Genomic DNA, 13,718 nt, shown 5'->3' with positions numbered 1-13,718 from the left:
CGGGCCGAAGCCTTTTCTGGGGGCATGTGGTGATGCTGCACCTCTTCAATGCGCATGGTGCCGGCCTGGCACGGGGAGCCCCGCCGTGAAGCGCTACCGGATGTCGGTGTGCAAGGGCTCCAGCTGCCGCGAGGGCGGCTCGGACGCGGTGCACGTGGCGGCGCGCGAGGCGCTGGCGGAGCAGGGCCTGCAGCCCCGCTGCGAGCTGTACCGGGGCGGCTGCTACGGCTTCTGCCACATGGGGCCCAACGTGGTGGTGCGCGAGGACACGGGCCGCAAGCGCGACCCGCTGTCCCCGGAGGACTACCAGCTCATGGGGTGGCCCGGAGAGGTCTACTACTCCGGGATGACGGCGGAGAAGATGCGCCGCGTGGTGGCCGAGCACATCCAGGGCGACGAGCCGGTGCGCGAGCTGTTCGGCCAGCCGGACTCCGGCGACGACTAGCGCGAGTCCGTGCTGCGCCGGCCCCAGCGGATGACGCCGTCCCAGTCCTCGGGCGGCGGCGTCTGGATGAGGCGCTGGCAGCGCTCGACGTAGACGCGGGCCACCGGGTCGCCGTGCTCCACGCCGCAGCGGCGGAACAGCTCCTGGGCCAGGATGAAGTCGCGCCCGTAGTAGGCGGTGAGGGCCTTCTCGTAGAGGGCGATGCCCGCCTGCTTCTCCGGGGAGAATTCACCCCGGCGGCCCAGGAGCTCGTGCACGCGCACGGGCTGGGGACGGTCCCTCAGGAGCACCCGGTCCACCTCGCGGAAGACGTAGGCGTCGCTGGCGAGCTGCGCGGTGGTCTGTCCCACCAGCACCTGGGTGCCGTACTGCTTGTTGGCCGCTTCCAGCCGGCCGGCCATGCCCACCGCGTCGCCCATGACGGTGTAGTTCGACTTGAGCTCGCTGCCCATGTCGCCCACCAGCAGGTCGCCCGTGTCGATGCCGGCGCGCACCGACAGCCGGTGGCCGAACTGCTTCTCCCAGAGGGGCTGCTTCTGCGCGAGCGCCGCGTGGAGCTTCAGCGCCGCCTCGCAGGCCAGGTGCGCGTGGCGGTCCGTGCGCACGGGCGCGCCCCAGAAGGCCATCACCGAGTCGCCGATGTACTTGTCCACCTGCCCCGCCGTGGCGCGCACCACGGCGGTCATCTCCGTGAGGAAGGTGTTGAGCAGCGGCACCAGTTGCTCCGGCGGCAGCGCTTCGGACAGGCGCGTGAAGCCCTCGATGTCGCAGAGGTACACGGTCATCTGCCGGCGCTCCGGCTTCATCAGGCTCACGTCGCGCGCCACCAGCCGCGCCACGTCCGGGCTCACGTAGCGGCCCAGCGCGCTGTGCACGAACTCGCGCACGTCCTGTTCGGTGCGGAAGGCGTAGAGGGTCGTCACCAGGAACGCGAGCCCGCCGGACCACAGCGGCCCCGCGACGGCCACCCACACCTGGTCATGGACGAAGACGTAGCCCGCCGCGCCCACGTAGCCCGCCCCGGCCGCCACCGCCACGCAGACGAAGAGGAAGGCGCCGCCCACGGAGCGCAGGAGCCAGCTGAACGACAGCGCCAGGAACGCGCCGATGAACGCGAGCCCCATGGTGGCGAGCATGTCCACCTTCGGCGGCGCGCGGGTGATGCCGTTCGACGCGAGGATGTTGGCGAGCGCCTGGCCCAGCACGGCGCCGTTGGCGATGCCCGGCCCGATGGGCGTCACCCGGCGCTCGGGCGCGTAGCTGCTGGTGTTGGTGAGGATGACGGCGCGGCCTTCCAGATCGTGGTCGAAGCGGACCGGCCGCGCCTCCTGCGAGTCGAAGAGGTTGAGCAGCACGTTCCACGCGCGGATGGAGCGGGCCAGCGGGCCGCGCGCGCCGCGGGTGGCGGCCGGGGCCTCCCAGCGCAGCAGGCTGTAGCCGGCCGCGTCCATGGGCACGGAGTACTTGTCCCCGATGTAGAGGCGCCCGTCCGCGTACCGCAGCTTCTGCGTGCCCGCGAGCTGCATGGCTGCGGCCAGGGGCAGCGAGGGCAGCACGTAGCGCTCGCCCCCGCGCGGGCTGTACGCGACGAGGTGGGGCACGCCGCGCACCACGCCGTCGGCGTCCGCGGGCAGCGTGGTGGCGCCGTAGCCGCTGGCCTGGCTGAGCAGGGGCGTCACCGGGTGGTGGAGCTGGCGCACCTCCAGGAGCTTCTCTGGATCCAGCCCCTGCACATGCACGGAGGCCAGGGCGAGGAACAGGTCCGACGGGGCCACGCGGAAGGCGTCGTCCGCGGCGCGGCGCTCCTGGATGGACGCGGCGGCGGTGCCCAGTTGGTCGCCCAGGCTGCGCCCCTCGCCCTCGTCCGCGACGCCGGCCCAGACCTCCAGGGCCTTGCCGGCGGGGATGAGGAACGCGGGGCGCTGGAGGGCGAGCACGGACTGGGCGCGGGTGCGGGCCTCGGTGACGCTGGGGTAGCTGCCCAGGCGGACCCTGTAGGGCCACAGGCGGCCGGTGGGAGGCAGCGTGCGGGTGCCCTCGGCGCCCCAGCGAAAGGCGAGCACGGAGTGGCCGGGGTCCTGGTCCAGCAGGGCGCGGAGCGCGTCATCGTCCTGGGACAGGGCGCCCCGGCCCGAGCGCGTGGGGGTGACGCAGGCGCGGGGGCTGAGCTCCGGGTAGGCGAAGTCCAGCATCACCACGGAGGCGCCCTCCTCCACCAGGCGGTGCACCATGCCGCCCATGACCTGGCGCGGCCACGGGTACGCGGCGATGTCCGCGCGAGGGCCCTGCTGGGCTTCGGCGAGCGTGTCGTCGTCGATGGACACGAGCACCACGCGGTCGGAGCGCTCGGACACCTCTCCCAACTGGCGGATGCGCCAGTCGTAGAAGGCGCGCTCGCCGCCGTCGAGCCAGCGCGAGAGCCCGTCGATGAAGCCGGAGGGCGACAGCAGGGGCGCGGGCGTGTCGTCCGGCCGCACGGGTCCCGTGTCACGCTGGGAGACGAGCAGGCCCAGCAGGCAGCCGAACAGGGCCGCCATGGCGAGCGAGAAGCCGAGCCGGTGGAGGAAGCGGCGGCCAGAGGAGTGGATGCGGAGGCGTTGCACGAGCGGCGCACAGGATACTCCGTTGGGGGCTCGCGCCCATGGGCAACACGCGCGGTATGGTTGGCCGCCTTCAACCGTGCCCCGTCCAAGAGAGTGCCCATGAAACGCCTGCTGCTGTCCGCCCTGGCCACCGTGTCCCTGCTGTCGCCGCTCGCCTGTGACCTGGAGAAGACGACCAACCAGCTCAAGGCGGACCACGTCATCGTGGGCACCCTGCTGGCGACGCCGCAGGTGGACGTGTCCGCGTCCGCCATGGCGGGCTACGACGCGGGGACCTTCGGCGGACCGGACGGCGGGGACGTGGTGAACTTCCCCGGGCAGACGGCGGCGTTCGTGTTCTTCGGGACGAAGTCGGGGGAGAACGCGCAGCCGCAGGGCGTGAGCGGGGCCACCGTGACGCTGAACACCGGGAGCTCGGCGGGCGTCCCCCTCAACGGCCAGGGCGGCGGAAGCTACGGCGTGACGAGCGACTCCACGGACGACCTGACGTACGCGTCCGGCGCCACCTACTCGTTCTTCGCGGAGCAGAACGGCACGAAGTACGAGGCGCGGGTGGAGGACGCGCCGACGAAGGAGGCCATCGCGAAGTTCCACCCGGAGGAGGGCTTCGTGCGCCACGACGCCAACACGGCGTTCGCGTTCGACCGGCCGGCGCCTCCGGCGAACCAGGACCGCACGCTCGGCTTCGTGACGGTGGTGCCGCTGGGCGCGAACGGGGAGAAGGGCCAGGCCACCTACTCGAACGTGCCCACGTCGCCGGTGGAGTTCCTCCAGCTGGCGGCGACCCCGGCGCTGTTCCGGGAGGCGCGCGTGACGATCCCCGCCACCGCGTTCCCGAACCCGAAGCAGACCTACCTGGTCATCTTCCAGGCCGTGCGCATGGGCGGCCCGGAGTCCGACAACCTCTTCCTGGGCAGCGTCGTCCTCGCGGGCACCGCGGAAGTGGGCATCGTGCGGACGAACTGAGCGCGCCTACCCGGCCTCGATGTCCAGGCCGATGCGCTCCTCCAGCTTGAGGCGCAGGAGGTGGCCCGCGAAGCGCTCCGACTCTTCGCGGGTGAGGATGCTGCGGAAGTCCGAACCGTCCGCGATCTCCACCTCCATCACGGCGCCACGCTGGAGCAGGCGGAAGAAGTCCTCCCCTCCCCCGGGCCTGGGCACGCGCAGGGGGATGAAGCCCTTGAGCGGCACGACGTCCGTGCTCGCGTCGAGGACGCGCAGCAGTCCCGGCGCGTCCGGGCGCACGGCGTCGGAGGCGACGGACTCCTCCGCGTAGAGCGGCGCGGGCGGAAGCGACAGGTCCTCGGTGGAGTCGTCGAAGAGGAAGCCGTAGCGGGACGGCACCCGCTGCGTGAGCAGGTAGCAGAGCAGGACGGCCTCATCCGGCCGCACGCGCGCGACGTGGAGGATGGAGCGCTCCGCCCCCACGCGGCGCAGGAGCAGCGTGAGGTGCGGCTGGCTGCGCTGGAGGTAGCGCTGGACGCGGTCCAGCAGCGTGGCGCGGACCTCCGTGAACGCGGCCTGGTAGCGGGCCTCGCTCTCCGCTTCGCGCTGGGACACGGCCTCGCGAGCCTTGGCGAGCTTCGCTTCCGCGTCGCGCAGGAAGTCGCTGGCGGCGCCCTGTGGCTGAAGTCCCGGAGTGGTCGAACCGGCGTCCATGCCCGCGGCGCGCACCGCGCCCAGCAGGAACGAGCCCTGCTGCGTGAGCCGGGCCTGCTCCTCGCGGAACTGGATGACGGAGGCGGCGTGACCGCGCTTCAGCTCCTCCCAGGCGTCGTACGCGGACTCCAGCGTTTCCAGCGCGCGCAGTTGTCCCAGCGCGCCGTCGGGTCCGGAGGACAGCCCGGTCCACGGCGTGTCTGTGTTTCGCGCGGGAAGCGCCGGAATTTCATCCACGGGCGTGTCATGTCTCGGTGGCGGTTTCGCCCCGGGCGGCTTCGTACCCATCGCCTCGCATCCTAGCCCGAAACACGAAGGCCCCTCCCCGCGTTCAGCGGGAAGAGGCCCGTGTGCAAGTCCATGTGACGCCCTGGAATCAGGTCGTCCGCTGGCCCGGAGGCACCGTGGAGCCGGCGCCCTGCTGGCCTTCCGTGCCACGCGCGTTGTTGATGGCGGTCGCGAGCTTGTCCTGGCCGCCCTGGATGCGCTGGCGCAGGTCACCGCGCAGCTGCTGGCCCGGCTTGTCCGCGAGCAGCAGGCCGACGCCCACGCCCACCAGCACGCCCGCCGCGAAGATGCCCAGCGCCGGCAGCGCCGTCTCCGCCGTCGAGCGGCGCGTCTCCAGGCCGATGAGGTCCAGCACGTCGTCGCGGTCCAGCTTCTTCAAGTCCTTCAGGCTCAGCATGTCCGACTCCGGGGAAATGACTTCGGGGAAAGACGTGGGGTGCTTCGAATGAATGCTAGACGCTGCCCGAGGGCGGCGTGCCCCGGCCCGTCTGATAGCCCTGGAAGGCGGACTCCGCCATGCCCATGAGCTCATCCTTCACGAAGGGCAGCGCGGCCAGCCGCACGCCCAGCTTGAGGATGCGGCCGGTCAGCGGCGTGAAGAGGCCGCCGCCCAGCACGTAGCCCACGCCCACGGCGATGGCCAACGTGCCATAGGGGTTGCGCTCCACGCGCCCCTTCAGGTCCAGCGCCTGTCCCAGGTCCGCCACCGCGCTGCGCGCGTTGCCGATGAACTGCTGCGCGTCGGAGCCCAGCTGATCCACGCGCTGGCCGAAGCCGGCGTCCTCGCTGTGCCCCGTGCCGTTGCCCGTCGTGCCCGAGTAGTTCGTCATGTCCGTGCTCCCTTTTCCGGCAACCGGTTAGCGGGACGCGATGCGGCCCACGATGAAGCCCACCGCGATGGCGCCCAGCAGGCAGGTGCCCGGGTTGGCCTTGATGAACCCGACGACCTGGTCGTTCAGGTCCACCAGGTTCTGCCGCGCCTCGTCCATGTTCGGCAGCTGGTCCTGAATTTGCCGCGCCCGGTCTGCCATCTGCTGCGGATTGATTTCCATGGAAGCCCTCTGCTGTGCGTTCGTTTTCCGATTGCGTCTTGAAGTGTCTGCATCCAGGCCCGCCGGCGCAGCCTCAGCGCCGCGAGCCCACCAGGTAACCGACGAGGAAGGCGGTCCCCACGCAGGCGTAGGGATGCTTGCGCACCCACTGGCGCCAGTCGGTGACCTCCGCCACCTCCACCTTGAGGGCGCTCACCGACGTGGCCAGGTCGGCCCGGGTGCGCTCGATTTCCTCGCGAAGCGCCGCGCTCGTGCGCGGCAGGTGTCCATTGCTAGCGGCCATCCCGCGGCTCCTTGAAAGCCATTCCCGTCGTGTCCTTCAGCGTGTTCACCCCGGGCGTCGCGGCCACCCGCGGCTGCGCCGTGGTGAGCGCCGCCATGCTACGCGACAGCTCGCTCACGCTGTCATCCATCATCTGGCGTGACTTCATCCGCTTCACCGCGCGAAGGATGCCCAGGCCGCCGCCCAACAGGTTCACCGCGCCCACGATGGCCAGCGCCCCCGCCCACCCCGTCCACGGAGCAAGCACGGCCGCCAGCGCCCCGCAGAGGAAGGCGTAACCCACCAGGAGGAAGGGCACGAACACGGCGATGCTCGCCACGTCCAGGCCCATGGCCTTCGCGTCCTCCGCCAGCTCCACGCGCGCCAACTGGAGGTGCTGCGTCACCAACCGACTGAAGCCGTCCGCCATGCGCCCGACGAGCGCGGCGACGCCGCGATCCGTCTGTTCACTGCCCACGTGCATGCGCTCTCCGGCCGACGCTCACGTCCCTGTGCGCGTGGGCGCCAACCTAGGCACCCCACCTCCCCGCGACAACCACGGCGCGAGGAATTTGTCCGGCGTTCGCCAGCGTCGGCCACTCAACGCGAGAAACCACCGGACCCAGGTGAAAGCCTAGCGCAAGCCCGTACTCCTAGCCGATCAGCTGCACCGGCGGTGCGACCGGCGGCTGCACGGCGATGGGCGCCTCGAAGCGCATCACCAGCGGCAGGTGGTCCGACGCCACCCGGCTCAGCGCCGAGCGGTGCGGCGTCACCGACACGGGCCGCACCCCGGAGTCCACGTAGATGCGATCCAGGCGGAACAGGGGCAGCCGCGTGGGGTACGTGCGCGCGGCGGCGCCCAGTTCGAACGCGGCGTCGTGGATGGCCTCGCGCACGAGCGAGGACACCGGCCCGTTGCCCCAGGAGTTGAAGTCCCCGCACACCACCATGGGGTCCTTGCGGGCCGCGTCGCGGAGCAGGTCGGCGGACAGCAGGAGCGCCTCCTGCCGCCGCCGCTCGCTCACGGACAGGCCCAGGTGGAGGCAGAAGACGTGCAGCTGCTGCCCTCCTCCCAGGTCCAGGTCGCACCGCAACGCGCCCCGGGGCTCACGGCGCGGCACGCTCAGGTCGTAGTTCTTCGACTTGAGCACCGGCAGCCGGCTGAGGATGGCGTTGCCGTAGCGGCGGCCGTTGCGGACCACGTTGGGTCCGAAGGCCATGTGCAGCCCGAGCATCCGCGCCAGGTGCTCGGGCTGGTCCTCCCGGGGCGTCTTGCCCCGGAAGTCCCCCACCTCCTGCAGGGCGATGATGTCCGCGTTCACCTCGCGGAGCACCGAGCCTACGCGCTCCAGGTCGAAAGCTCCGTCCACGCCGATGCCGGAGTGGATGTTGTAGGAGACCAGGGTCAGCTCCACGCGTCGTCCACCCTCCCCTTCTTGCTCAGGCCGGGATGATGCGGCGGGCCGCTAGGCGCACCGCTTCCAGGGGCAGCATCGCCAGCCGCTGCATGGCCGTCGCCACGTCGCCCACGCCGGACTGGATGGCCTTGAGCTGCCGGCGCGCCTCGTCGATGAGGTCGGGCAGACGGCCCTGCTGCTGCATCGGCCGCTCCTGGGTGGGCGGCAGCGCGCCGATGGGCGCCGTGGTCCCGATGACGGGCGACGCGGCGGCCTTGCGCTGCTTCTTCGAGGCGCCGCTCACGCGCGACACCGGCCCGTGGGAGAACTTGGCGTCCGCCTCCGGACGGGCCAGTTCCTCCAACTGGAGCTCCATCTTGCGCGCGGTGAGGATCTCCTCCGTCTGCGCGTGGCTCTTGCCGTAGTGGACGCCCTCGTGTTCGTCCACCGACACCCGTGACGACTGCGCCAGGTGCGCCTTGTCGCGCTGACGCAGGCTGCGCTTCTGCGGCGGCAGCGTCTTGGGAACCTGGAAGTGGTCGAAGCTGTAGGAGCGAGGCATGCGCGCTCTCCCTTTCGAAATTGATGTGCTGCGTTGATGTGGGAAAGCTAGGGAGCCCCTCGCCGTCCGTAACGCCTTGACACGGGAACAACTGGCACGGCTGCCTGCCGCACGTCCGGCCAGGAACACCTTTTCGCCTCGGAGGGCACCCAAGTACCGGCAATGGCACACGTTTGGTGCCTGCCGGCAGGACGGGCGGCCAGACGTCGAGCAGGAGGCATCCAGCCAGGCCCTTTCGGGCAGAGCAGCAGCCAGCCAACACGCGAGACGCCGCTCCGGGAAGGTTCCGCGCGCGCGTGGTGTAAAGAACGGCCCATGCCCGCCCGGAACCCTGCCGCCGTCCGCCTCCTCGTCCTCTCCCTGCTCGCCTCCGGGTCTCCGGCGCTCGCCGCCGCCACGCCCACCGCCTCCTCCGCGGTGGTGACAGGCAGCGTGCCGGGCTCCACGGCCACACCGGGCCTCCGCGCTCCGGGCGCGCCCACGCCAGGCGCGGTGCTCCAGGGAGAGCTGGCGCCGCTGAAGGTGGCGCCCGCGAGCGGGCCGCACCTGTCGCTCCAGCCCGCCAACCCCAAGCCGGGCGACCCGGTGCTGGTGACGGTGAGCGGCGCGTCCGCGCTGCCCACGGGGAGCATCGCGGGCCGGCCTCTGCGCTTCTTCGCGTGGAACGACGGCTACGCGGCCCTCACCAGCCTGCCAGTGGAGCAGACCGAGGGCACCGTGCCGGTGGACGTCACGGCCCCCGGCCGCGGCCTGCCGGTGCTGCTGTCCGGCGTGCTCAACGTAGGTGCGCCGGGCTTCCGCGAGCGCGAGCTGCGCGTGGCCAACAAGTACGTGAAGCCGCCCAAGGCGGTGAAGGCGCGCATGGAGGCGGACCGCAAGGCGTTCGCCGCGGCGTTCGCGCAGCCCTTCCAGACGCCGCTGTTCGGCCAGAACTTCGCCTGGCCGCGCGAGGCCACGGTGACGGCGCCCTTCGGCGACCGCCGCTCGTTCAACGGCAAGCTGCAGACGCAGCACTTCGGCGTGGACCTGGATGGCGCCACGGGCTCGCCGGTGGTCGCCGCCAACGACGGCACGGTGGTGATGTCGCGCGACAACTACGCGTCCGGCAACACCGTGCTCGTGCACCACGGCGCGGGGCTCTACACCGCGTACTTCCACCTGTCCCGCATCGACGTGAAGGAGGGCGCGCGCGTGAAGCAGGGCGACGCGCTGGGCCTGGTGGGCAGCACCGGCCGCGTCACCGGCCCGCACCTCCACTGGGGCGTGAAGGCGGATGACCGCTGGGTGGATGGCCAGACGCTGCTCAAGCTGGACTTCACCGGCGCCCCGCAGGCCCCGGGCGTGGCCACCAACGCGCCCGGCCTGACGAACCCGTAGCTCAGCCGCGCGGCCTGTCTCAGCCGCGCTTGGGCGCCCGGGTCCTGGGCGAGGCCTTCGCCGGCTTCCGCGGGGCCGCGTCCTCCTGGGGCTCCTCGTCCTTCGGAGGCTCGTACTTCACCGGCTCGTGCTTCGCGGGCTCCGTCTTGGAGGACGCGCCGGCCAGCAGCACGCCGTGGAGGAACGAGTCGGCGATCTGCGCCTTCGCGCGCTCGAGCATCACCGTGTCGCGTGCATCCGCCAGCCCCACGACGAAGGCGGTGAGCCCCATTTCAATGGAGCCGAAGAGCAGCGCGGACGCGAGCAGCGGATCCACGTCCGGGCGCAGCTCCCCGGCCTCCTTCGCGCGGGTGAACATCTGCGCGCTCAGGCGGATGACGTCCACGAAGGCCGTCTGCCGGTTGATGCGGGCTCCGGCCGGTGAACGGGCAATCTCCAGGATGAGCACCTTCACGGCGCGGGGGTCCACGCGGTAGGCCTCGAAGGCCACGTCCGCGATGCGGCGGACCTTCTCCACCAGCGGCCCCTCGCTCTCCGCGACGGTGCGCGCACGCGCGATGAAGCCGCTCCAGCCCGTCTCGAAGACGGTCTCCAGCAGCTCATCCTTGTTCTTGAAGTAGTGGTAGACGAGCCCGTACGCGACGCCCGCCTCCTTGGCGACGTCCGCGATACGGCAGCCGTGGTAGCCCTTGCGGGCGAACACGTCGATGGCGGCCCGCAGGATGGTGCGGCGGCGCTCGCTCTCCCGCGTCCCGCTCTCCGGCGCCGTCTTCTGCTGGCCCACGCGTCCTCCCACGGCTGGTTGATTCTAGAATCAGCCAGCCACGCTACGGACGCGAGGCTCCGGGGTCAATCCTTACGTGGGGCCCTCCGCCGCGCCCGGGGGGAGGCGGGCGGAAGGGACACGCACGGGGAAGGTCCCTCCCCGGGAGGGGACTCAGGCCGCCGAGCCGTTGAACATCACGCGGGCCACGCCGAGCAGGCGGTCCACGTCACGCGCGTTGAGGCCGCGCGCACGGGCGAAGTCCGACAGGGGACGCAGCAGGTCCTCCGTCTGGGCGGGCGTCTGCTCGGTGCCCGTGAAGAGCTCACCGAGGCTGACGCTGAGGGCGTTGGAAAGGGCCGCCAGTGTCTCCACATGAGGCACGCGCTCGCCGCGTTCGATCATCGACAGGAAGGACACGCTGATCTGCGCTCGCTCCGCGAGCTCTTCCTGCGTCCATCGCTCCGGGCGCTGCGTGCGAAGCTCGCGAATGCGCTGGCCAATTCTTTTTCCGAGATCCGACACGAAGTACTTCTCCTCTAGGGGGGATGTTTCCGAGGTGAGTGCAACGCTCGCGTACGGCGGGTGATTCCTATCCACCCGACCCGAAGGATCCGAAGCCGGCCACACTCAAATTCACGCCGGCGAATTCCGGCGTTTGATTGCGCCGCAGGATCACAACCCCTTCGATTCGCCAGCAGTCACAGGCGGGCCCATACGACACGCCGAAGGTCTGCTGTGCAAGGGGCTGACTTTCCTGGGTAATCAGATCCTTATAAAGCGGCTGCACCAGTGCTTCGTATCGCAACCCGAGCCCAAATCCGAGCTTGATTCGCGTACCGACAGTGAGAGCCTGCGCTCGTTCGGTCGGAGAGGGGTCGACCTGGTCATTGTGGGACGGCAGGGGACGAGGTGCGTCTCCCACCAACATGTCCACGCCCCGACGCGTGAAATCGGGTCCTTGTGCCAAAGGATCCAACCCACGATCAATTGACAATTGTTTCACGGCCAGCAGGTCATCGTATCGCGCGTACAGCGCGTTGCCCTTGCCATTGTCGATGGTGAAGTCGGCGGACAGCTGGGTGATGTCGAGCGTGGTGGGGTCCATGCGCACGAGCCCGCCCGCGGTGAGGACACCGGCGCTGGCGGACAGGCGCGCGAAGGTGTCGCGCAGCACGCTGCCCCGCACGGTGTCCCGGCCCGCGACGGGCGAGATGCGCGACAAATCAAAGCCCTGGCCGATGCGCAGGCGCAGCGGTTCGCGGGTGGTGGGCCCCTTGCGCACGCGCAATGACTGGTCCACGGCGACCACGGCGTGGAGGAAGCCGCGCACGCTGCCGTCGGACTGGAGCGGCACCGCGGAGTCCCACGCGTCATAGACGAGCGGCACGGTGCCGGTGCCTCCGCCGTTCAAGGCGGTGAGCCCGTGGCCCCAGCCGCCGGGCACGTAGCGCAGGTTCACCGAGGGGGACAGCGTGTGGCGGTAGAGCGTGTCCCGGTCCACGAAGGTGCGCGCCAATTGTGAGTCCAGCACCAGGTCCGCCAGCGCGTAGCCGCGCGCGGCGGTGCGGCCGGAGACCTCGCCCACGGACACGTCCTGGCGCAGCGCCACGGAGGGCGTCAGCCGGCCCCAGGTGCCCAGCCCGTAGGACGTGGACAGGCGCGGGGCCAACGACACGCGGTCGCGGCCCTCGCGCTCGGTGGGGTCCAGGCGGCCGTTGCCCTCCAGCTCATCGGCCACCGGCGCGGCCTCGATGGGCGTGCCCTCGGGGCGCCAGGCGCGGCCGAGCGAGAAGAGCCCGTCGGAGCCGTCGTCCGCGAAGCCGCCGCTGCGCAGGGGCGCCAGCCGGTTGTACTCCACCTGCACTCCGCCCATCACCCGCCCGCCGAAGAGGGGGCGCTGCGGCAGGGACAGGGTGATGCCCGGCAGCCGCTGGAACGTCGTGGGGCCGTGGGGGTTGGTGGCTTCGCCCGTCAGCGAAGCCACCGCGGGGATGGGGTTCGTCTGGAAGAAGCGGTAGGCGTAGCGCAGGTCCTGGCGCAGCGACACGTCCAGGCCCAGGTAACGCTCGTCGCGGCGCTGGTACACCATGGCGGTGCTGCGCAGGTAGTTGGTGTTCTGCACCAGCAGGTCGGCGGTGAGGTCGCGCGTGTAGAACCCGTCCGACACGAAGTACGCGTCCACGCGGTCGTGCCAGCCGTCGCCCAGGTCCTGCGTGTGCTGCCAGGACGCCTCGCCGCGCAGGCCCCGCTTCTCGTCGACGATCTGCGGCGTGTAGAAGGGAGCCAGCGGGTTGGTCCGGTCCACGACGCGGAGGAAGTCGGACGTGGTGGGATCCAACCGGGGCCGCAGGTCATAGAGGAAGCCCAGCGTGGCCCGGCCCCGCGTGCGGTCGCTGGGGACGTAGCGGAACTCGGTGAGCAGCCGCGGGCCCTTCACGCCGTTGGTGCGCAGCTCACGGATGGGCGTCGGGTTGCCGTCCTCGCCCACCTCGAGGAACCGGGGGTTCGAGACCTCCCCGCCGCCCGTGAAGATGCCCGGGGTGAACGTGAGGTCGTAGCTCTCCCCCAGCGTGACGAAGACGGGCTGGTCCAGCCCGAAGCCGTTGAGGCCGGAGTTGGACGGACGGGGGATGAGCAGACCGGAGCGGCGCTCGGCCAGGGGCAGGTACAGCCACGGCAGCGCGAACACCGGCACCGAGCGCACGTACACCACGGGCCAGGTGAGGATGGCGCGCTCGCCCATCTTCACGTTGGCCTCCTTCGCCTCCACGCGCCAACTGGGCTCGCCCGGGCCGCACTGGCATGGCGTGAAGGCCAGGCCGTCCACGGAGAACGCGGTCTCCCCGGTGCGGCGGATGCGCGTGCCGCTCATCAGGACGGGCGTCTCGCCCAGCTTGCGCAGCTCGTCCGTCGTCTTGGCGGCCTGGAGCGCTTCGGGGGTGACGCCCTTCTTCTGCATGAAGAGGCCGCCCTTCACGGTGGCCTCGTTGGAGCGCAGGTCCACGCGCACGTCGTCCGCGATGGCGGCCATCAGGCCGCTGACGAACATCACGTTGCCGGTGGCGGTGGCCACCTGCGTGGCCTCGCTGTACGTCACCTCGTCCGCGCGCAGCACGTTGGGGCCGCTGCGCAGCTCGCAGTGGCCCCGGGCGGTGAGGATGTCGTTCTCGAAGACGACGTAGTCGGCCGCGAGCTCCACGACCTCGCCGGTGGGCAGCTCCACCTGCGTGGCCAGCGGAATCTGGGCCGACACCCAGAGCGTCAGGACGACCGGGGCAAGGAAGGTCATGCGGGAGGCGTGGGC

Annotated in this window: 15 protein-coding genes; 3 read left to right on the top strand and 12 right to left on the bottom strand. The window is 71.1% G+C overall.

The window, feature by feature from the left end; translation table 11 throughout:
- The first annotated feature begins 85 nt into the window (after window positions 1-85).
- Window positions 86-445 (top strand): (2Fe-2S) ferredoxin domain-containing protein, encoded by a 360-nt coding sequence (locus tag JYJ93_RS16665; RefSeq protein WP_206792458.1) that lies wholly within the window; start codon window positions 86-88, stop codon window positions 443-445.
- On the opposite strand, the gene JYJ93_RS16660 is transcribed toward JYJ93_RS16665, so the two are convergent.
- The gene (locus JYJ93_RS16660) at window positions 442-3,048 is read right to left on the bottom strand and encodes an adenylate/guanylate cyclase domain-containing protein (RefSeq protein WP_330166744.1); all 2,607 of its coding nucleotides are present in this window, start codon (window positions 3,046-3,048) and stop codon (window positions 442-444) included. The genes JYJ93_RS16665 and JYJ93_RS16660 overlap by 4 nt on opposite strands.
- 99 nt (window positions 3,049-3,147) lie before the next feature.
- On the opposite strand from JYJ93_RS16660, the gene JYJ93_RS16655 reads away from it, so the two are divergent.
- Complete coding sequence (locus tag JYJ93_RS16655; protein ID WP_206792455.1) at window positions 3,148-4,014, top strand: hypothetical protein; 867 nt, start codon at window positions 3,148-3,150, stop codon at window positions 4,012-4,014.
- A 6-nt stretch (window positions 4,015-4,020) separates the two neighbouring features.
- On the opposite strand, the gene JYJ93_RS16650 is transcribed toward JYJ93_RS16655, so the two are convergent.
- The 8 genes from JYJ93_RS16650 to JYJ93_RS16615 form a co-directional block, all read right to left on the bottom strand.
- Entirely contained in the window at window positions 4,021-4,995 is a 975-nt protein-coding gene (locus JYJ93_RS16650; protein WP_242543835.1) for a hypothetical protein, read from the bottom strand.
- A gap of 88 nt (window positions 4,996-5,083) precedes the next feature.
- Window positions 5,084-5,392: a YtxH domain-containing protein gene (locus JYJ93_RS16645; protein WP_206792454.1), complete on the bottom strand. Its 309-nt coding sequence runs from the start codon at window positions 5,390-5,392 to the stop codon at window positions 5,084-5,086.
- Between the two features lie 55 nt (window positions 5,393-5,447).
- Complete coding sequence (locus JYJ93_RS16640; protein ID WP_120590667.1) at window positions 5,448-5,825, bottom strand: hypothetical protein; 378 nt, start codon at window positions 5,823-5,825, stop codon at window positions 5,448-5,450.
- A 27-nt stretch (window positions 5,826-5,852) separates the two neighbouring features.
- Window positions 5,853-6,047, bottom strand: coding sequence for a hypothetical protein (locus tag JYJ93_RS16635; protein WP_206792452.1), 195 nt, complete (start codon window positions 6,045-6,047; stop codon window positions 5,853-5,855).
- A 73-nt stretch (window positions 6,048-6,120) separates the two neighbouring features.
- Window positions 6,121-6,330 (bottom strand): DUF3618 domain-containing protein, encoded by a 210-nt coding sequence (locus tag JYJ93_RS16630; protein ID WP_014398114.1) that lies wholly within the window; start codon window positions 6,328-6,330, stop codon window positions 6,121-6,123.
- Window positions 6,320-6,793, bottom strand: a complete 474-nt coding sequence (locus JYJ93_RS16625) for a phage holin family protein (RefSeq protein ID WP_206792450.1) — start codon at window positions 6,791-6,793, stop codon at window positions 6,320-6,322. Before JYJ93_RS16625 ends, JYJ93_RS16630 begins: the two co-directional genes overlap by 11 nt.
- A gap of 169 nt (window positions 6,794-6,962) precedes the next feature.
- Window positions 6,963-7,727, bottom strand: a complete 765-nt coding sequence (locus JYJ93_RS16620; protein ID WP_206792448.1) for an endonuclease/exonuclease/phosphatase family protein — start codon at window positions 7,725-7,727, stop codon at window positions 6,963-6,965.
- A 25-nt stretch (window positions 7,728-7,752) separates the two neighbouring features.
- Window positions 7,753-8,271 (bottom strand): hypothetical protein, encoded by a 519-nt coding sequence (locus tag JYJ93_RS16615; protein ID WP_206792446.1) that lies wholly within the window; start codon window positions 8,269-8,271, stop codon window positions 7,753-7,755.
- A gap of 315 nt (window positions 8,272-8,586) precedes the next feature.
- Here JYJ93_RS16615 and JYJ93_RS16610 point away from each other — a divergent pair, with 315 nt between their 5' ends.
- Window positions 8,587-9,648: a M23 family metallopeptidase gene (locus tag JYJ93_RS16610; RefSeq protein ID WP_206792444.1), complete on the top strand. Its 1,062-nt coding sequence runs from the start codon at window positions 8,587-8,589 to the stop codon at window positions 9,646-9,648.
- Between the two features lie 19 nt (window positions 9,649-9,667).
- Here JYJ93_RS16610 and JYJ93_RS16605 read toward each other — a convergent pair whose 3' ends face one another.
- From JYJ93_RS16605 to lptD, 3 genes are all read right to left on the bottom strand, one after another.
- The gene (locus tag JYJ93_RS16605) at window positions 9,668-10,432 is read right to left on the bottom strand and encodes a TetR/AcrR family transcriptional regulator (RefSeq protein ID WP_206792442.1); all 765 of its coding nucleotides are present in this window, start codon (window positions 10,430-10,432) and stop codon (window positions 9,668-9,670) included.
- Window positions 10,433-10,585: 153 nt separating this feature from the next.
- Window positions 10,586-10,936, bottom strand: a complete 351-nt coding sequence (locus tag JYJ93_RS16600; RefSeq protein WP_014398120.1) for a helix-turn-helix transcriptional regulator — start codon at window positions 10,934-10,936, stop codon at window positions 10,586-10,588.
- A 67-nt stretch (window positions 10,937-11,003) separates the two neighbouring features.
- Complete coding sequence (gene lptD / locus JYJ93_RS16595; protein ID WP_206792440.1) at window positions 11,004-13,703, bottom strand: LPS assembly protein LptD; 2,700 nt, start codon at window positions 13,701-13,703, stop codon at window positions 11,004-11,006.
- Window positions 13,704-13,718: the final 15 nt, after the last annotated feature.

This window comes from Corallococcus sp. NCSPR001, assembly GCF_017309135.1.
Taxonomy (GTDB): Bacteria; Myxococcota; Myxococcia; order Myxococcales; family Myxococcaceae; genus Corallococcus.
This window is presented reverse-complemented; position numbering and strand designations above follow the sequence as displayed.